This window comes from Streptomyces sp. NPDC111516, from assembly GCF_055635345.1.
Map to the genome: position 1 here is coordinate 85,351 of NZ_JBVKBV010000021.1, position 18,611 is coordinate 103,961.

The 18,611-nt window shown below is 69.7% G+C and carries 16 protein-coding genes; 7 read left to right on the plus strand and 9 right to left on the minus strand.

Annotation, left to right across the window (positions count from 1 at the left end; all coding sequences use genetic code 11):
• Positions 1-4 precede the first annotated feature (4 nt).
• Positions 5-1,441, minus strand: coding sequence for an ATPase BagB (gene bagB, locus ACZ7L9_RS29890; RefSeq protein WP_471420012.1), 1,437 nt, complete (start codon positions 1,439-1,441; stop codon positions 5-7).
• Positions 1,438-2,424: an ATPase BagA gene (gene bagA / locus ACZ7L9_RS29895; protein WP_471420014.1), complete on the minus strand. Its 987-nt coding sequence runs from the start codon at positions 2,422-2,424 to the stop codon at positions 1,438-1,440. Before bagA ends, bagB begins: the two co-directional genes overlap by 4 nt.
• 71 nt (positions 2,425-2,495) lie before the next feature.
• Here bagA and ACZ7L9_RS29900 point away from each other — a divergent pair, with 71 nt between their 5' ends.
• The 4 genes from ACZ7L9_RS29900 (at position 2,496) to ACZ7L9_RS29915 (ending at position 5,146) form a co-directional block, all read left to right on the plus strand.
• On the plus strand, positions 2,496-2,654 hold the full coding sequence (locus tag ACZ7L9_RS29900; protein ID WP_003967454.1) for a DUF4177 domain-containing protein: 159 nt from the start codon (positions 2,496-2,498) through the stop codon (positions 2,652-2,654).
• Positions 2,654-3,124: a RidA family protein gene (locus tag ACZ7L9_RS29905; protein WP_471420016.1), complete on the plus strand. Its 471-nt coding sequence runs from the start codon at positions 2,654-2,656 to the stop codon at positions 3,122-3,124. The genes ACZ7L9_RS29900 and ACZ7L9_RS29905 overlap by 1 nt, the downstream gene beginning before the upstream one ends.
• 277 nt (positions 3,125-3,401) lie before the next feature.
• Positions 3,402-4,319, plus strand: coding sequence for an NUDIX hydrolase (locus ACZ7L9_RS29910; protein ID WP_471420018.1), 918 nt, complete (start codon positions 3,402-3,404; stop codon positions 4,317-4,319).
• A complete protein-coding gene (locus tag ACZ7L9_RS29915; protein WP_471420020.1) occupies positions 4,316-5,146 on the plus strand; it encodes an MBL fold metallo-hydrolase in 831 nt (276 codons plus the stop codon). Before ACZ7L9_RS29910 ends, ACZ7L9_RS29915 begins: the two co-directional genes overlap by 4 nt.
• A 117-nt stretch (positions 5,147-5,263) precedes the next feature.
• Here the strand turns inward: ACZ7L9_RS29915 and ACZ7L9_RS29920 are convergent, their stop codons facing one another.
• Positions 5,264-5,938 (minus strand): Crp/Fnr family transcriptional regulator, encoded by a 675-nt coding sequence (locus ACZ7L9_RS29920; RefSeq protein WP_014046869.1) that lies wholly within the window; start codon positions 5,936-5,938, stop codon positions 5,264-5,266.
• Between the two features lie 403 nt (positions 5,939-6,341).
• On the opposite strand from ACZ7L9_RS29920, the gene nth reads away from it, so the two are divergent.
• The 3 genes from nth (at position 6,342) to ACZ7L9_RS29935 (ending at position 9,453) form a co-directional block, all read left to right on the plus strand.
• On the plus strand, positions 6,342-7,223 hold the full coding sequence (nth, locus tag ACZ7L9_RS29925) for an endonuclease III (protein WP_471420084.1): 882 nt from the start codon (positions 6,342-6,344) through the stop codon (positions 7,221-7,223).
• A gap of 63 nt (positions 7,224-7,286) precedes the next feature.
• Positions 7,287-8,159: an NUDIX hydrolase gene (locus ACZ7L9_RS29930; RefSeq protein WP_471420022.1), complete on the plus strand. Its 873-nt coding sequence runs from the start codon at positions 7,287-7,289 to the stop codon at positions 8,157-8,159.
• Positions 8,160-8,247: 88 nt separating this feature from the next.
• Positions 8,248-9,453 (plus strand): MarP family serine protease, encoded by a 1,206-nt coding sequence (locus tag ACZ7L9_RS29935; protein WP_471420024.1) that lies wholly within the window; start codon positions 8,248-8,250, stop codon positions 9,451-9,453.
• Positions 9,454-9,690: 237 nt separating this feature from the next.
• On the opposite strand, the gene ACZ7L9_RS29940 is transcribed toward ACZ7L9_RS29935, so the two are convergent.
• The 6 genes from ACZ7L9_RS29940 to ACZ7L9_RS29965 form a co-directional block, all read right to left on the minus strand.
• Positions 9,691-9,894 carry a hypothetical protein gene (locus tag ACZ7L9_RS29940; RefSeq protein ID WP_471420026.1) on the minus strand — a complete coding sequence of 68 codons (204 nt, stop codon included), beginning with the start codon at positions 9,892-9,894 and terminating at the stop codon, positions 9,691-9,693.
• A 105-nt stretch (positions 9,895-9,999) separates the two neighbouring features.
• Positions 10,000-11,124 carry an alpha/beta fold hydrolase gene (locus tag ACZ7L9_RS29945; protein ID WP_471420028.1) on the minus strand — a complete coding sequence of 375 codons (1,125 nt, stop codon included), beginning with the start codon at positions 11,122-11,124 and terminating at the stop codon, positions 10,000-10,002.
• Entirely contained in the window at positions 11,121-11,654 is a 534-nt protein-coding gene (locus ACZ7L9_RS29950) for a phage holin family protein (RefSeq protein ID WP_471420030.1), read from the minus strand. The genes ACZ7L9_RS29945 and ACZ7L9_RS29950 overlap by 4 nt, the downstream gene beginning before the upstream one ends.
• Before the next feature lie 47 nt (positions 11,655-11,701).
• Positions 11,702-13,114 carry a Na+/H+ antiporter NhaA gene (nhaA, locus tag ACZ7L9_RS29955; protein ID WP_471420032.1) on the minus strand — a complete coding sequence of 471 codons (1,413 nt, stop codon included), beginning with the start codon at positions 13,112-13,114 and terminating at the stop codon, positions 11,702-11,704.
• Positions 13,115-13,398: 284 nt separating this feature from the next.
• Positions 13,399-15,396: an acetate--CoA ligase gene (gene acs, locus ACZ7L9_RS29960; protein WP_471420034.1), complete on the minus strand. Its 1,998-nt coding sequence runs from the start codon at positions 15,394-15,396 to the stop codon at positions 13,399-13,401.
• 228 nt (positions 15,397-15,624) lie between these two features.
• Positions 15,625-18,465, minus strand: coding sequence for a SulP family inorganic anion transporter (locus tag ACZ7L9_RS29965; RefSeq protein ID WP_471420036.1), 2,841 nt, complete (start codon positions 18,463-18,465; stop codon positions 15,625-15,627).
• Positions 18,466-18,611: the final 146 nt, after the last annotated feature.

Genomic DNA, 18,611 nt, shown 5'->3' on the forward strand with positions numbered 1-18,611 from the left:
GCGGCTACGCAGCTCCGGCCGGGGCGGAACCGGTCGCGAGCCGGTCTCCGATGGCCCGGAGCCCTGCGAGGTCATGTACGTCACCGGGCAGCGCGGCCACGTCGGTCACGGCTACCTCGGGATGCAGTGCGGTGAAGCGGTCGCGTGTGCGCTGTTCGCGCGCGACTACCTGCATTCGTTCCGCGTGCAGCCGCAACAGGCCTGCGGTCAGCTCCTCGACGGAAACGGCCTCAGGATCGTTTTCCGGGTCTTCTGCTGGGTCTGTATCCGGGTCTGGTTCGCGGTCTCCGGTGTCCTTGTGCTCGGTCTTGCGCTCGGAACGGTCAGGAAGGGCTGCGGGGAGGGTATTCGGGGTGCCAACGGTTTCGGGAGGCGCGACCGACCAGTCGGCCGGGTCACCAAGTCCAGCCTTCCCTGACGACTGATCCACAATGCCGACCGCGTCAAGATTTTCTGCCGCTGCCAGGGCGCGCTCGGCGGAGAGCCGCGCGGCGCCGCTGTCATGGACGCGGTTGAGCACCAGGCCGGCCAGCGGCATCTCCTCCGCGGCCAACCGTTCCACGAAGTAGGCCGCCTCGCGCAGCGCGTCCCGCTCCGGTGTCGCGACGACGAGGAACGCCGTACCGGGTGCCTGCAGAAGTTTGTACGTGGCGTCGGCCCGGGTGCGGAAGCCGCCGAACATGGTGTCCATCGCCGCCACGAAGGTCTGCACGTCGCGCAGGAACTGACCGCCGAGCAGCTTGCCGAGGGTGCCGGTCATCATCGACATGCCCACGTTGAGGAACTTCATCCCCGCCCGGCCGCCCATCTTCGCCGGGGCCATCAGCAGTTTGATGAACTTTCCGTCCAGGAAGGAACCGAGCCGCTTCGGTGCGTCCAAAAAGTCCAGCGCGGAGCGCGACGGCGGGGTGTCCACGATGATCAGGTCCCACTCGTTGCGCGCGCGCAGCTGGCCGAGCTTCTCCATCGCCATGTACTCCTGTGTGCCCGCGAAACCGGCCGACAGGGACTGGTAGAAGGGATTCTCCAGGATCGCGCGGGCCCGCTCGCCGTCCGCGTGTGCCTCGACGATCTCGTCGAAGGTCCGCTTCATGTCGAGCATCATCGCGTGCAGTTCCCCGGTGCCGTCGCCCGTGATGCCCGGCACCTGGCGCGGGATGTTGTCCAGCGAGTCGATGCCCATGGACTGGGCGAGCCTGCGGGCCGGGTCGATGGTCAGGACGACGACCTTGCGACCGCGCTCGGCCGCCCGTACGCCCAGCGCCGCGGCGGTCGTGGTCTTGCCGACTCCGCCCGAACCGCAGCACACGACGATCCGGATGCCGGGGTCGTCGAGCAGCGCGTCGGTGTCCAGCGCGAGGACGGGGGTGGGGGAGGCTGCGGTAGCGGCCTTGTGCGTGTCCGTGGCGGTGGCTTCGGCCGTGTCCGCGTCCTGTCTCATGTGCCCACCCCTTGTCCCTCCCCGTCGCCCACGCCCTGCTTGCGGAGTTCGGTCGCCAGGTCGTACAGCCCGGCCGGGTCCATGCCCTCGCCGATCAGCGGGAGTTCGTACCCCGGCAGCTCCAGGTCCGCGAGCACCGCACGCTGTTCGCGCTCCAGCTCGACCCGCTGGGCATGCTCGGCGGCCTGCTCGACCAGGGGACGCACGAGCCCCGCGGAGCCGGTCAGACCCGCCCGCGTCAGCGCCTTGGCGATCTCCTTGCGGCGGCCGCCCGCGGCGGTGCGCAGCGCGTCCTCGTCCAGCAGATGCGGTCGCACCATGTTCACGATGACGCGGCCGACCGGCAGTTCGGCCGCCCGCAGCTCCGCAATGCCGTCCGCGGTCTCCTGGACCGGCATCTCCTCCAGCAGCGTCACCAGATGGACCGCGGTCTCGGGGGACTTCAGAACCCGCATCACGGCCTGCGCCTGATTGTGTATCGGGCCGATCCGGGCCAGCCCCGCCACCTCGTCGTTCACATTGAGGAAGCGCGTGATGCGTCCGGTGGGCGGGGCGTCCATGATCACGTAGTCGTAGACGTACCGATTCTGCTTGTCCTTGCGGCGTACGGCCTCGCAGGCCTTGCCGGTCAGCAGCACGTCCCGTACACCGGGCGCGATCGTGGTGGCGAAGTCGATCGCGCCGAGCTTCTTGAGGGCGCGGCCCGCGCTGCCGAGCTTGTAGAACATCTGGAGGTAGTCGAGAAGGGCGCGTTCGGCGTCGATCGCGAGGGCGTACACCTCGCCGCCGCCCGGTGCGACGGCGATCTTGCGCTCCTCGTACGGAAGGGACTCCGTCTCGAAGAGCTGGGCGATGCCCTGCCTGCCCTCGACCTCCACGAGGAGGGTGCGCCTGCCCTCGGTCGCGAGGGCGAGCGCGAGGGCGGCGGCGACCGTGGTCTTACCGGTACCACCCTTGCCGCTGACGACCTGGAACCTGCTCACGTATTCGAGCCTAACCAGTCGGGCCGCGGGCTACGCACGAGGCTGTGCGTGCCAGGTATTACAGTCTGGCCATGACCAAGTGGGAATACGCGACCGTGCCCCTTCTCGTGCACGCGACCAAGCAGATTCTGGACACCTGGGGCGAGGACGGCTGGGAGCTGGTCCAGGTCGTCCCCGGCCCGAACAACCCCGAGCAGCTCGTGGCCTACCTGAAGCGGGAGAAGGCGTAATGGCGGGCGCCGTCGAGGCGAAGCTCGCCGAGCTCGGGCTGACGCTGCCGGACGTCGTACCGCCGCTGGCCTCGTACCAGCCGGCCGTGCGGTCGGGGGCGTACGTGTACACCTCCGGCCAGCTGCCGATGGTGGACGGCAAGCTCGCGGTCACCGGCAAGGTCGGTGCGGAGGTCACGGCCGAGGAGGCCAAGGAACTGGCGAAGACCTGCGCGCTGAACGCGCTGGCCGCGGTGAAGTCCGTCGCGGGCGATCTGGACAAGATCGCACGGGTCGTGAAGGTCGTGGGCTTCGTCGCCTCGGCATCCGACTTCACCGGGCAGCCCGCCGTGATCAACGGTGCCAGCGAGCTGCTGGGCGCGGTCCTCGGCGACAAGGGCGTGCACGCACGCAGCGCGGTGGGCGTCGCGGTGCTGCCGCTGGACGCGCCGGTGGAGGTCGAGGTCCAGGTCGAGGTGGTCGAGGCCTGAGCGGTAGGTCGTCTGCTGCGGGCGGTGGGGCTTGTGGTGTGGGCCAGCCGGGGTCGGTGAGGCCTGAGCCGTATGTCTTGCGGGGTCCGGTGCGGGCTTGAGCCCTACGTCTGCCGCCGGTGCGGCAAGCGCGGCGCCGTCCTGTGTGCCTGCCGTCCGCCGCCCGATTCTCTGATCCCGTCCGGTCATGGCGGCCGGACGGGATCACGTGTGTACGGGGCATGTACGGATCAACACGGCTCTCGAACATCGGCGCGGTTCCGGATAGCCTCCGGCCATGTCCAATGGTCAGTGGTACCCACCGGAATGGCCCGACCGGATCCGGGCACTCGCCGCGGGCGAGCTGACGGCCGCGACTCCGAGGCGGGCCGCCACCGTGATGCTGCTCCGGGACCCTGCCACGGGCACCGAGGGCGGCCCCGCGGTCCACATGCTGCGCCGCCGCGCCTCCATGGCCTTTGCCGGCGGCGCATACGCCTATCCGGGGGGCGGAGTCGACCCGCGTGACGACGACCGGCTCGTCGGCTGGGCCGGACCCGCGCTGGAGAGCTGGGCCGCGCGGCTCGGCGTCGATGCGCCGGCCGAGGCCCAGGCCATCGTCTGCGCGGCGGTCCGTGAGACGTACGAGGAGGCGGGCGTCCTCCTCGCAGGCCCGACCTCCGACACGGTCGTCAGCGACATCACCGGCGCCGACTGGGAGGCCGATCGCGAGGCACTGGTCGGGCGCGAGCTGTCCTTCGCGGAGTTCCTGGATCGGCGAGGTCTGGTGCTGCGCTCCGATCTGCTGGGCGCCTGGGCGCGCTGGGTCACCCCCGAGTTCGAGCCGCGCCGCTATGACACGTGGTTCTTCGTCGCCGCGCTCCCCGAGGGCCAGCGCACCCGCAACGCCTCCACGGAGGCCGACCGCACGGTGTGGATCGGGCCCGGTGAGGCGGCCGACGGCTATGACCGGGGCGAGCTGCTGATGATGCCGCCGACCGTGTCGACGCTGCGGGCGCTCAGGCCGTACGGGACTGCCGCCGAGGCCCTGAAGGCGGCGGATTCCCAGGACCTCACCCCCGTACTCGCACAGGCGCGGCTGGAGGGTGACGCGCTGGTGCTGAGCTGGCCCGGACACGACGAGTTCACCAAGCACATCCCGAGCGGCCCTGCCGGTGCCGGTGGTGCCGGTGGTGCGGGAGGTGAAGCGGGATGAGCGACGCGCACGCGCTGCCCGGACAGCCACGCGGCGGAGTCCTGTCCGGGCCCGCCACCACCCGTACCGTCAACGTCCTGGCCCCCAACGCCTCGCCGATGACGTTGGACGGCACCAACACCTGGATCATCGCCGAGCCCGACTCCGACCTCGCGGTCGTCATCGATCCGGGGCCGCTGGACGACATACATCTGCGGACCGTCATCGACACCGCCGAGCGGGCGGGCCGCCGGATCGCGCTCACCCTGCTCACCCACGGGCACCCCGACCACGCGGAGGGCGCGGCACGCTTCGGCGAGCTGACCGGTACGAAGGTGCGTGCCCTGGACCCGGCGCTGCGCCTCGGCGACGAGGGGCTGACCGCAGGCGATGTGATCACCACCGGGGGGCTGGAGCTGCGCGTCGTGCCGACCCCGGGGCACACCGCGGACTCGCTCTCCTTCCACCTGCCGGCCGATCGGGCGGTGCTGACGGGGGACACGATCCTCGGACGCGGTACGACGGTCGTCGCGCATCCGGACGGGCGCCTCGGCGATTACCTGGACTCGTTGCGGAGGCTGCGCTCGCTGACCGTCGACGACGGCGTGCACACGGTGCTGCCGGGACACGGCCCGGTGCTGGACGACGCGCAGGGCGCGGTCGAGTTCTACCTCGCGCACCGCGCGCACCGGCTGGCCCAGGTGGAGACGGCGGTCGAGGCGGGGCGCCGGACGGCGTCGGAGGTGGTGGCGCAGGTGTACGCGGACGTGGACCGGTCCCTGTGGCCCGCGGCGGAACTCTCGGTGCTGGCGCAGCTGGAGTACCTGGGCGAGCACGGGCTGATCTAGGGCCGTCCGAACGAAAGCCCCTGGGCAGGACGGACACGCGCAAGGCCCTGCCGCGTAGCAGGGCCTTGCGTGCGTACCAAGACGGCGTCCAGTCCGACGCCCGGCCTCGTCGGCCGGTTAGCGGGACCGCTTTGCCAGGCGCTCCACGTCCAGCAGGATCACGGCGCGCGCCTCCAGGCGCAGCCAGCCGCGTCCGGCGAAGTCGGCGAGCGCCTTGTTGACCGTCTCGCGGGAGGCGCCGACCAGCTGGGCCAGCTCTTCCTGGGTCAGGTCGTGGACGACATGGATACCTTCCTCCGACTGGACGCCGAAGCGGCGCGACAGGTCGAGGAGGGCGCGGGCGACACGGCCCGGTACGTCCGAGAAGACCAGGTCGGACATCTGGTCGTTGGTCTTGCGCAGCCGGCGGGCGACGGCGCGCAGCAGGGCCGTGGCCACCTCCGGGCGGGCGTTCAGCCAGGGCTGGAGGTCGCCGTGACCGAGGCCGAGGAGCTTGACCTCGGTCAGCGCGGTCGCGGTCGCGGTGCGCGGACCCGGGTCGAAGAGCGACAGCTCACCGATCAGCTCGCCGGGGCCGAGGACGGCCAGCATGTTCTCGCGCCCGTCCGGCGAGGTGCGGTGGAGCTTCACCTTGCCCTCGGTGACCACATAGAGGCGGTCGCCCGGGTCGCCCTCGTGGAAGAGCGCGTCGCCGCGTGCGAGGGTCACCTCACTCATCGAGGCGCGGAGCTCCGCGGCCTGCTCATCATCGAGCGCCGCGAAAAGCGGGGCGCGCCGCAGAACGTCGTCCACGAGTTCTCTCCTTGTCGGCCTGTTCAGGGAACCGTGGTCCCCATCATGCCGGACGGTAAAACAGTGCGATCAATCACAAACCAGTTTGACGCACGGGCGTGCCGAACCGTGCGGCAGGGGGCCGATCGGGGGCGGATACGCGGTGACCGGGGCGGATGTCAGTGCGTGGCTCTAGGCTGGCCGGGTGTCCAAATCGCCGGTGAGAGTGCAGGCCAAGGGGGCTGATGGGGTGTCGGAAGGCCGTGATTCTGCTGTGGGCGAACAAGGTGCGAGTCGCCCGAAAAAAGCGACAAAACGCCCTCCGGTCGGGCAGGCTCCGAAGGTCGGAGCGAAGGCCGTGACGAAGGCGGCAGCCGGGCCCACCGGAGCGAAGCTCGCATCGGAGCCCCCTGCGAAGCCCACCGTGAAACCCGCGAATGCCGGAGCGGAACCGGGGAAGGCCGGAGCGAAGCCCGCGAGGTCCGTGAAGCCCGTCAGGTCTGCCGAGTCCGCGAAGCCCGGAGTGAAAGCCGGTGCGAAGCCGGAATCGCATCTGGCGATGGTCCGCCGCGCCCGCAGGATCAACCGTGAGCTCGCCGAGCTGTACCCGTACGCCCACCCCGAGCTGGACTTCAGGAACCCCTTCGAGCTTCTCGTCGCCACGGTCCTTTCCGCCCAGACCACCGACCTGAGGGTCAATCAGACCACCCCCGCGGTCTTCGCCGCCTACCCCACCCCGGAGGACATGGCGGCGGCCGTTCCGGAGGAATTGGAAGAGCTCATCCGGCCGACCGGCTTCTTCCGGGCCAAGGCCAAGTCGCTGATAGGTCTCTCCATGGCGATCAGGGACAAATTCGGCGGCGAGGTACCGGGCCGTCTCTCCGATCTCGTCACGCTGCCGGGGGTCGGCCGCAAGACCGCCAATGTCGTGCTCGGGAATGCCTTCGGCGTACCGGGCATCACCGTCGACACCCATTTCGCGCGCCTGGTCCGCCGCTGGAAGTGGACGGAACAGGAGACCCCGGAGAAGATCGAGGCCGAGATCGGCGCGATCTTCCCCAAGAGCGAGTGGACGATGCTCTCCCACCGTGTGATCTTCCACGGCCGCCGCATCTGCCACGCCCGCAAGCCCGCCTGCGGGGCCTGCCCGATCGCCCCGCTCTGCCCCGCGTACGGGGAGGGCGAGACGGACCCGGAGAAGGCCAAGAAGCTGCTGAAGTACGAGCTGGGCGGTCAGCCCGGTCAGCGGCTGAGTCCGCCGCCGGACTACCCGGGCAAGTCCGCGCCGGCTCTGGGAGCCGACTGACGCACGGGCGTTCGCTCCGGAACGAAACGCGTGACGACAGGCGTTGTGAGACGAGGGGTGCCTATGAAGACGCACGAACAGAGCACGCACGAACAGAGCACGCGCGAACAGGTTGCGGACGAGCAGATCGCGAAAGCGGCAGCCGCACCCGCGATGGTGCACCCCGTGGCGGTCCACAGCGCGACGGCAAGCCCCGCGTCCGTCAGTCCCGCGGCTGCGGTCGCAGCAGCAGCGGCCGCAGCCGCCCCGGCAGGTGCCGGTCACGACGGTGCCATCACTGTCACGACCGAGGGCCTGCCCGACTGGCTCATGCCCGTGGCCCGCGCTGCGCAGACCATCGAGCCCGACCAGCTCAGCCGCTTCCTGCCGCCTGAGAGCGGCGCCGGGCGGCAGTCGGCCGTACTCGTGCTGTTCGGGGAGGGCGAGCGCGGCCCCGAACTGCTTCTCATGGAGCGATCCGGAAGCCTGCGTTCCCACGCCGGGCAGCCGTCCTTCCCCGGCGGCGCCCTGGACCCTGAAGACGGTGACCAGGCGACCACAGGGCCGCTCAGGGCCGCTCTGCGGGAAGCCCAGGAGGAGACCGGCCTCGATCCGCGCGGGGTCCAGCTCTTCGCCGTGCTGCCCCGGCTCTACATCCCCGTGAGCGGCTTCGTCGTGACACCGGTTCTCGGCTGGTGGCGGTCGCCGAGCCCGGTCGGCGTCGTCGACCCGGGTGAGACCGCCCGGGTCTTCACCGTTCCCGTGGCGGATCTCACGGATCCGGCCAACCGCGCGACCGCGATCCATCCGAGCGGCCACCGGGGCCCGGCATTTCTGGTCGAATCCGCCCTGGTCTGGGGTTTCACGGCCGGAGTGATCGACCGGATTCTGCACTTCGCAGGATGGGAGCGCCCGTGGGACACCGCCAAGCAGGTGCCGCTCGACTGGCGCGCATGACAGGCTGACTCCCGTGCTGTGCTGTCCGGCCTTGCCCGGACCCAGCCGAAGGCCCGGGCCCGGTAACGAATCTGCGAGGCTATAGACGGTGAACGTGCTGGACATCCTGCTGCTGGCCGGCGCCGTATGGTTCGCGGTCATCGGCTATCGCCAGGGGTTCGTCGTCGGCATCCTGTCGGTGATCGGGTTCCTGGGCGGCGGTCTCGTCGCCGTCTATCTGCTGCCGGTCCTGTGGGACCAGATGACGAACGGTTCCGAGGTCTCATCGACGGCAGTCGTCGTCGCCGTCGTCATCGTGATCGTCTGCGCCTCCGTGGGGCAGGCATTCACGACCCACCTGGGAAACAAGCTCCGCAGGTACATCACGTGGTCGCCCGCGCGCGCCCTCGATGCGACCGGCGGCGCGCTGGTCAACGTGGTCGCGATGCTGCTGGTCGCCTGGCTGATCGGCTCGGCACTGGCCGGTACCTCACTGCCGACGCTCGGCAAGGAGGTCCGTAGCTCCTCGGTCCTGCTCGGCATCTCCCGCGTGATGCCCACCCAGGCCTCCACCTGGTTCACGGACTTCTCCTCGGTCCTCGCGCAGAACGGCTTCCCGCAGGTCTTCAGCCCCTTTGCCGACGAGCCGATCACCGAGGTCAGGGCGCCGGACCCGGCGCTGGTCGGCAGCCCCGTCGCGGCCCGCGCCAAGGAGTCCATCGTCAAGGTCGTCGGTACGGCCCCGAGCTGCGGCAAGGTCCTCGAAGGCACCGGCTTCGTCTTCTCCGACCGCCGGGTGATGACCAACGCCCATGTCGTCGGCGGCGTCGACGAACCGACCGTCCAGATCGGCGGCCAGGGACGGCTCTACGACGCGAAGGTCGTCCTCTACGACTGGCAGCGTGACATCGCCGTACTCGACGTCCCGGACCTGGACGCGAAGCCGCTGAAGTTCACCGACACCGATCACGACGCCCGGACCGGTAACAGCGCCATCGTCGCGGGCTTCCCGGAGAACGGCTCGTACGACGTACGCGCCGCGCGCGTCCGGGGCCGTATCGACGCCGACGGCCCGGACATCTACCACCGGGGCACCGTCCGCCGCGATGTGTACTCGCTCTTCGCGACGGTCCGTCAGGGCAACTCGGGCGGACCGCTGCTGACCCCCGACGGCAAGGTGTACGGGGTCGTCTTCGCGAAGTCGCGCGACGATCCGGACACCGGTTACGCGCTGACAGCCGACGAGATCCGCCAGGACATCACGCACGGTCGCTCCGCCAACCAGCAGGTCGACAGCCAGGCGTGCGCACTCTGAGGTCTTTCGTTTGGATCAGGCCGGATCAGGGACCGGGGCACGCGAGCCCGGCATGATCCAAACGCGAGGCCCTACGCGTGCGCGGTCGCACCGAGCGACCCCACGTGCACGGTGAGGTCGCTTCAGGCGTACGGAGCATGCGCCGACGATCCACGCGTACTGACCGGTGGCAGCCGGGAAGGAGCCGTGGAAGTCCCGCCCGATCGGTGAACGCTCACCGGTCGGCCGGGGCGGATCTCATCCGCGTGGATGGCGCAGTCGCGCCGAGACCCAGCGGGCCCGACGGCGCAGAATGCGCGGGATACCGAGCCGGGGATCATGCAGAACATGCATATCTTGCACCCGGCCCTGGGGGCCGCCCCCCTCATGAGTGCTCGGACTCGCCGTGGCGGTCGAGCGACGGTTGCGTGCTGCGTCACCGAAGTCGTGCGTCCAGCCCATACCTCGACGTCTGCCCGTGCCTCATGGTCGGTAACCGCCCATCCGCCAGCCAATTGGCTTATGCGCCGGGCAATTGGCTGTTCGTCGGACAACTGTGCCGCACGGCTACCGGTCGGGCTCAGGATCCTTGAGCCAGTTGATGAGTTCGGTCGAGAAACCGGCCGGATCCTCCTCGTGCGGGAAGTGTCCCAGGCCGTCGAAAAGTCGCCAACGGTACGGCGCTTCGACGTACGCGCCGGACCCCGCCGCGCTCCGCGTACGGATCGCCGGATCGAGTGAACCGTGCAGGTGCAGTGTGGGCACCCGCACGGGCCGCTTCATCCGCCGGTTGAACTGGATTCCGTCCGGACGGGCCAGGGAGCGGACCATCCAGCGGTACGGCTCGATCGAGCAGTGCGCCGTCGACGGAATGCACATGGCGCGGCGGTAGACGTCGATCGCCGCGTCGTCGGGGAACTCCGGCGTCCGGGGGCCCGACCAGTCGCGGATCAGCCGGCCCACCAACGCCGCGTCGTCCGCGACGAGCTGACGCTCCGGCACCCACGGGCGCTGGAAACCCCAGACGTACGAGCCCGCCCGGGACTGTGCGAAGTCGGAGAGCATCGACGAGCGCCAGCGGCGGGGATGCGGCATCGAGGAGACCACGAGGCGGCGCACCAGCTTCGGCCGCATCACCGCGGCCGTCCAGGCGAGGTAGCCGCCCATGTCATGGCCGACCAGCGCTGCGTCCGGTTCGCCGAGCGAACGGATGACGCCGGTGATGTCGAGTGCCAGGTTGGCGGGGTCGTAGCCCCGGGGCGTACGGTCGCTGCCGCCGACGCCACGCAGATCCATCGCCACAGCGCGGAAACCGGCGTCGGCGAGTGCGGTGAGCTGGTGGCGCCAGGTCCACCAGAACTGCGGAAAGCCGTGCAGCAGCAGCACCAGCGGCCCCTCGCCGAGCTCGGCGATGTGGAAGCGGGCGCCGTTGGCCGCCACGTCCCGGTGGGTCCACGGCCCGTCGATCCGCACGGGCCCACCGGCACCGGCCGCGCCCATCGGGCCCGTCTGGCCCGCCACGCCTGCCGGGTCGGGAGAACCATGTGACCGGGGCGCGCTGAAGTCGTCCGGGCCTGCCTGGCTCACCTGGCTTGCCTGATCTGCCTGACTTACTTGGCTTACCTGATCTTCCGGGCCAACTGAGCCTTCCGGGCCTTCTGGGGCGGATGCGCTGGAATCGGGGACCGTCATGTGGACGAGCGTGCCACAGCGGACGCCTTGTCCTGGACCGGAGACTTCTCCAGGGCCTTGTCCGCCAGTGTGCTGCCCACGACCGCCGGACGGCTCGTCCCCGCCGTGATGGCGGGCCGCGGGTGCGGCTTGACGCCCTGCAGCACGGCCGCCGTCTGCTTGGCCGAGGCGATGGACTTCTCCGGCGGCTTCACCTTCTTGAACTTGGCGATGGCGAACAGCGCGAGCAACACCCCCAGCACGATGAAGGCCGCGCCCACGATCAGGAACGACCACGCGAGTCCGAGTCCCAGGTTGTGGATTCCGTACGCCGCCGCGAAGCTCAGCACCGGGATCGCGAACACGACCAGCACGCCCGCGATGACGAACGCCGCACTCCCGGTGGCGCCGCGCTTGACGTCCTGCCGTACTTCGGCTTTGGCCAGGGCGATCTCGTCGTGCACCAGTGCGGACATCTCGGCCGTCGCCGCGGCGACCAGCTGTCCGAGACTGCGGTCGGTGCTGCCCGCGTTGCTGCCGGGGTCGCTCATCCCTGACTCCCTCTTCTGCTCTCCTGCTCAACACATCTGGTGTCAGATCATGCCGGACTGTCCGGCTTGACGCTCGCTGCCCCCGCCAGTTGGGCAAGGCGGCGGTGCTCGGCCGCCTTCTTCTCGTAGACCGCGGCCATCCGCAGGTGGTACTCCGGGTTGTCCTGCTCGTAGACGTCGGGCACGCCGTTCTCGTCCTCGTCGCGCTCCTCGTCCTCGTACAGCGTCCGGTATCTGCGTACCCGGAGTTTGAGCAGTACACCGGAGAGTACGGCGGCTGTCAGGGAGCCGAGCAGCACGGCGGCCTTGATCTCGTTGACCATGTCCGCGTCGCCGACGAAGGCCAGCTCGCCGATGAGCAGGGAGACGGTGAAGCCGATCCCGGCGAGCGAGGCCACTGCGAAGACATCCCCCCAGGCCAGGTCCTTGTTCAGCTCCGCCTTGGTGAAGCGGGTGGCCAGCCACGTACCGCCGAAGACGCCTATCGTCTTGCCGACGATGAGCCCCAGGACGACACCGAGCGTCTCGGGCCGGGTGAAGACGCCCGCCAGCGCGCCGCCGGAGAGGGAGACCCCGGCGGAGAAGAGGGCGAACAGTGGTACGGCGACACCGGCCGACAGCGGGCGGATCAGGTGCTCGATGCGCTCGCCGGGGGAGTGGGTCTCGCCGTCCTGCCGCGTGCAGCGGAGCATCAGGCCCATGGCGACACCCGCGACGGTGGCGTGGATGCCGCTGTTGTACATCAGGCCCCAGATGACCAGGGCGAGCGGTACGTAGATGTACCAGCCGCGCACATTCCTGCGCAGCAGCAGCCAGAAGACGGCGAGGCCGATGAAGGCGCCGATGAGCGCCATGAAGTGGATCTTCTCGGTGAAGAAGACCGCGATGATCAGGATCGCGCAGAGGTCGTCGACGACGGCGAGGGTCAGGAGGAAGGCGCGCAGCGCGTTCGGCAGCGAGGTCCCGATGACCGCGAGGACGGCGAGGGCGAAGGCGATGTCGGTGGCGGTGGGGACGGCCCAGCCGCCCGTGGAACCTCCGCCGACCACGGCCACAAGCGTGTAGACGACGGCCGGAACCGCCATTCCGCACAGCGCGGCGGCGACGGGGAGGGCGGCCGCCTTGGGGTCGCGCAATTCGCCCGCGACCAGTTCCCGCTTCAGTTCGACGCCCGCGACGAAGAAGAAGACCGCGAGCAGCCCGTCCGCCGCCCAGTGCTCCACGGAGAGGTTGAGGCCCAGCGAACCGGGACCGAAGTGGAAGTCGCTGACGGCCGCGTAACTGGAACCGAAAGTGTTCGCCCACACCAGGGCCGCTATCGCTGCGACCAGCAGGATGACGCCGCCGACGGTCTCGGTGCGCAGGGCATCCGCGAGGTAGTTCCGCTCAGGGAGGGACAGGCGCCCGAGAAAGGTACGGCGGGACGAGGAGGAAGGGGGTGCGGGGGTGGGCGCGGCCACGAGTGAGGACCTCCGGGTCGGTACGGCAGCGATGGCATGGCTGATGCACTTGCCGACCAGACTTCCCGGCACACCCTGTGGAGATTTCTTATTGCTTTGTTGATGCGCCTGCCACTGTACCTGGGGTGTGCGGGGCTTTACCCGGTGATCTTCACCTCAAATGTCCGAGGGGCACCCGGCGCGTTGCCGGATGCCCCTCGGGGACGTGCTCGCTGCGGGTCGGTCCCTTGCACATGTGCCGGATGCGGAACCTGCGCTCGGTCCTCGGAGGAGCGAGCCGGGGCTCAGTCCTCCGAGGAGGAGGACGGCAGCTGGGTCTGGATGAGATCCATCACCGAGGAGTCGGTGAGCGTCGTGACATCGCCCAGCTCGCGGTTCTCGGCGACGTCACGCAGCAGACGACGCATGATCTTGCCCGAGCGGGTCTTCGGCAGCTCGGCAACCGGCAGGATCCGCTTCGGCTTGGCGATCGGGCCGAGCGTGGCGCCGACGTGGTTGCGCAGCTCGGCGACGAGCTCGTCGGAGGCGGCAGCCGTACCGCGCAGTATCACGAACGCCACGATGGCCTGGCCGGTCGTCTCGTCGGCTGCGCCGACCACGGCGGCCTCGGCGACCGACGGATGCGACACGAGCGCGGACTCGACCTCGGTGGTCGAGATGTTGTGCCCGGATACGAGCATCACGTCGTCGACGCGGCCGAGCAGCCAGATGTCGCCGTCCTCGTCCCTCTTGGCGCCGTCGCCCGCGAAGTACTTGCCCTCGAAGCGCGACCAGTAGGTGTCGACGAAGCGCTGGTCGTCGCCCCAGATGGTGCGGAGCATCGACGGCCACGGCTCGGTGAGGACGAGGTAGCCGCCCCCGCCGTTCGGAACCTCGTTGGCCTCGTCGTCGACGACCATGGCGGCGATGCCGGGCAGGGCGCGCTGGGCGCTTCCCGGCTTGGTCTCCGTGACGCCCGGCAGTGGCGCGATCATCATCGCTCCGGTCTCGGTCTGCCACCAGGTGTCCACGATCGGACACTTGTCTGCGCCGATGTGCTTGCGGTACCACATCCACGCCTCGGGGTTGATCGGCTCACCGACCGAACCCAGGACCCGAAGGCTGCTCAGGTCGAACTTGGCGGGGATGTCGTCACCCCACTTCATGAACGTACGGATCGCGGTCGGCGCCGTGTAGAGGATCGTGACGCCGTACTTCTGCACGATCTCCCAGAAGCGCCCCTGGTGCGGGGTGTCGGGCGTGCCCTCGTACATGACCTGCGTCGCGCCGTTGGCGAGCGGGCCGTAGACGATGTACGAGTGGCCGGTCACCCAGCCGATGTCTGCGGTGCACCAGAAGACGTCGGTCTCCGGCTTGAGGTCGAAGACCGCGTGGTGGGTGTACGCGACCTGCGTGAGGTAGCCACCGGAGGTGTGCAGGATGCCCTTCGGCTTACCCGTGGTGCCGGAGGTGTACAGGACGAAGAGCGGCTGCTCCGCCTCGAACGCCTCGGGGGTGTGCTCGGCGGACTGCCGGCCGGTGATCTCGTGCCACCAGACGTCGCGCCCCTCGGTCCACGCGGTGTCCTGGCCGGTGCGCCGCACCACCAGGACATGCTCGACGCTGTCGATACGGGAGACGGCGTCGTCCACGGCGGGCTTGAGCGCGGACGGCTTGCCCCTGCGGTAGCCACCGTCGCTGGTGATCACGACCTTGGCGTCCGCGTCCTGGATACGGGCGGCGATGGCGTCGGCGGAGAAGCCGCCGAAGACCACCGAATGCGCGGCGCCGATGCGGGCGCAGGCCAGCATCGCGATGGCGGCCTCGGGGATCATCGGCAGATAGACGGCGACCCGGTCGCCCTTGCCGACACCGAGCTCGATGAGCGCGTTCGCGGCACGGGAAACCTCGTCCTTGAGGTCGGCGTAAGTGATCGCGCGGCTGTCGCCGGGCTCGCCCTCGAAGTGGATGGCGACCCGGTCGCCATGGCCGGCCTCGACATGGCGGTCCACGCAGTTGTACGCGACGTTCAGCTTGCCGTCCGCGAACCACTTCGCGAAGGGCGGGTTGCTCCAGTCGAGCGTTTCGGTCGGCTCCGTGGCCCAGGTCAGGCGACGGGCCTGCTCGGCCCAGAAGCCCAGCCGGTCCGCCTCGGCCTGCTCGTACGCCTCCGCTTTGACGTTGGCGTTCGCGGCCAGATCGGCAGGCGGTGCAAACCGCCGCTCCTCACGAAGCAGATTGGCCAAGCTTTCGTTGCTCACGACATCTCCCATTCCCAGGGTGTCCGTTGTGTCCCGAGGCATAGCTCATCAGGCCGAAGGCCGGGTGACAAGTGTCTGCCCGAAATTGGTTTAGACCTGTGTTTCGTGTGTGGGCGTGCATGGAGACACAGTCCCGGCCTGCCCGTATGGCTGACGTGATGCGACGCCGTGCCGACCGGCCGGGGCCGAGCGACACGGTGCGTTGCGGCATGACACGGTGTGTTGCGGAGGCGGGACCACAAAGGCTCACGGACCGGGGGCGAATGCGGTTCAGACGCCAGTACGTTCCAACTCGCTCGAACCCGAAGGATCGCCCGGGACGGAGGGACCTCCCGGGGCGGTGGTGGTCCCGGGGGTGTCGGCGTCGCCGGTGACATGGGAGGCGGCCGAGGCGTGGACGTCGGCAAGGGCGTGGGGTTCGACCGTGGCCTCGGCTTCGGCCGGCCTCTGGGCCGGAGCATTGCCGGAGGCCTCGCCCGGGTCCACGCGGTCGAAGACCTCGTCGAGCGCAAGTCCGGTGCTCGCGCCCTCGGTCAGCAGATAGGCCTGCGCCTCGCCCACATGGAAGTACATCCCGTGCAGTTGGAGCGTGCCTTCGGAGAGCCGCCGGGCCACCGATTCATGGGCCCGCAGATGGTCCAACTGCTGGACCACGTTGGTGAGGCAGAGCTGCTCCACCGCATCGGTCGGCAGCCGACCGGAGATCCGCGCCCAGGCGTGATGCCGGGACGCCATCCGTTCCACGCTCGGCTGCCCGTGTCTCAGCCAGCGCCACAGGGACGTCCGCCGAGTGTCCGGGGCGGGTACGGCGTCGAGCAGCGCCTGCATCGCGCCGCAGCCGGAGTGCCCGCACACGGTGATGGAATCCACCTTCAGCACATCCACCGCGTACTCGATCGCGGCACCCACCGAGTCGTCACCCGAATCGGCATCCGGCCGGGGCACCAGATTGCCGATGTTCCGCACGGTGAACAGGTCGCCTGGGCCACTCGCCGTGATCATGCTGGTGACCAGGCGGGAGTCCGCGCAGGTGATGAAGAGCTGGGAGGGGCGCTGACCCTCGCGAGCCAGCCGGGCCAACTCCTCGCGCATCAGCGGGGCGGTGTTGCGCTGGAACGAACTCAGACCGCGGGCCAGGCGATTGCCGCCGGTCCGGAGTGCGGCGGCGGGCGGGGTGGTCGGGTCGTGAGTGTTGTGGGCTTCGGGGCCGGAGGCGGGACCGACACCAGGGACGGAGTCGGAGTCGGAGCCGTGCGTGTTGACGGCGCTGGGAGATCGGCTCGTGCCCGCGCCCGGGGTGGGGTCCAGACCGCTGTGGGTGCCGCTGAAGGGGGCGTGGGGGCCCTGGCGGGTCTCGGGCGTCTGCTCGGGCCGGTCGTGGCAGTGGTGGTTCCGCCACGGCGTCCAGGGGCGGCAGCAGGAGTGTGCCGACGAGGCGGGCTCGGCGATCCGGCCGCCTGACCTGCCGGTGAAGACGACCCTGCCGCCGTGGACCTTCTGGGCAAGGCTCCAGTCCTGGATCGTCTCGTACGCCGCATGGTCCATGAAGAAGCCGTCCAGTTCGACGACGACATCCCCGCCCTGCGGCAACTGGCCGAGCGTCCGGCTGAGCCGAGGCACCGCGAGAAACGTCAACTGGCCCCGTACGACGATCAAGTGCTGTTCACCCTGATCCGTCACGGTGATCCTGGTCCGGGCCAGCCGGTGCAGTGCCACGGCCACCGCCGCCGCGATGCCGACCACCACACCCTTGAGCACACCGAAGAGGACCACGCCGGTGATCGTCACCCCGTACACCAGGAATTCCCGGTGCTTATGGACATTGCGGATGCGGGCGAAGCTCACCATCTTGATGCCGACCATCATGACCAGCGCGGCGAGGGCGGCCAGCGGGATCCACTCCAGGACGGTGACCAGCAGCCCGGTGGCGAGAACCATCCAGACGCCGTGCAGCACGGTCGAGGCGCGGCCCGTCGCCCCTGCCCGCACATTTGCCGAGCTGCGCACCGCACCGCCCGACACCGCCAGCCCGCCCACCAGCCCGGACAGGGTGTTGGCGATGCCCTGGGCACGCAGCTCACGGTCAAGATCGGAACGTCTGACGGGAGGGAGAGGCGGGGACGGCGGGGCGGACAGAGGCTGCGCCGACGCCGGTACCGATACCGACGCGGACGCCGAAGGCAGGCCGGCCTGTGATCGGGCGGCCGTTCGCTCGCCGGCGCGGTCCGCCGACAGCTTGTCCACAGCCACTGCGGCGAGCAGCGACTCCAGACTGGCCACCAGCATCACCGTGAACACAGCGGTGGCCAGGGCGAGTAGGGGGCCTTGCGGCATCTCCGGCAGTGCGTGGGAGCGCCAGGACGGCAGGTCGACCCGGGCGATCCCGGGCGCGGCGAGCGCGGCCACCGCCGTCGCGGTCACCACTGCGGCGAGGGCGGCCGGGATCCGCCGTACCACCCGGCCGATCCGTCCAGGAATCCGCGGCCACAGGACCAGGACGGCGATGGTCAGCATGCCGATCAGGGGTGCGGCCGGGCTCACCCGCCCCAACTGGTCGGAAAGGGCGAGAGTGTTGGCGACGGCTGAACTCTGGGGCGAGCCGCCGAGCACGATGTGCAGCTGGGCGAGCGCGATGGCCACGCCGATTCCGGCGAGTGTGCCGTGCACGATGGCGGGGCTGACGGCGAGGGCACTGCGCGCTGCCCGCAGTGAGCCCAGCAGGATCTGCAGCAGTCCGGCTCCGATGGTGATCGCGCAGGTGGTACGCCAGCCGTAGATCTGGATCAACTCGGCTGTGACCACGGTAAGTCCGGCGGACGGGCCGCTGACCTGGAGGGGTGTGCCGCCGAGCAGCCCGGCGACGATGCCGCCGATGGCGGCGGAGATGAGGCCGGCCTCCAGCGGGGCGTCCATGGCGACGGCGAGGCCGAGCGACATGGGGACGGCGAGCAGGAAGACCGTGATCGAGGCGGAGAGGTCGGCGCCCGCGATGCGGAAACGTCCGCCGCGACGCGGGGGTGGTGGGCTGTGTGGTCGTTTGATTCCCCAGGCGCGGGGTGGGCGCGAACTGCGGGGTGGGTGGTCATGACGAGTGGGTACGCAGGCAGACATGTTCCCGTCTCCTCCGGGGCAGCGCGGTCGCGGAACGTGGGGGACGCGGCCGTGGGTCACGACTTGCAGCGGCGGGATTTCTCAACTCTCAGTAAAGGGATCGTAATGGAGAGTAAAGATTTGTGTCCATGCTTGGAATCAAATCA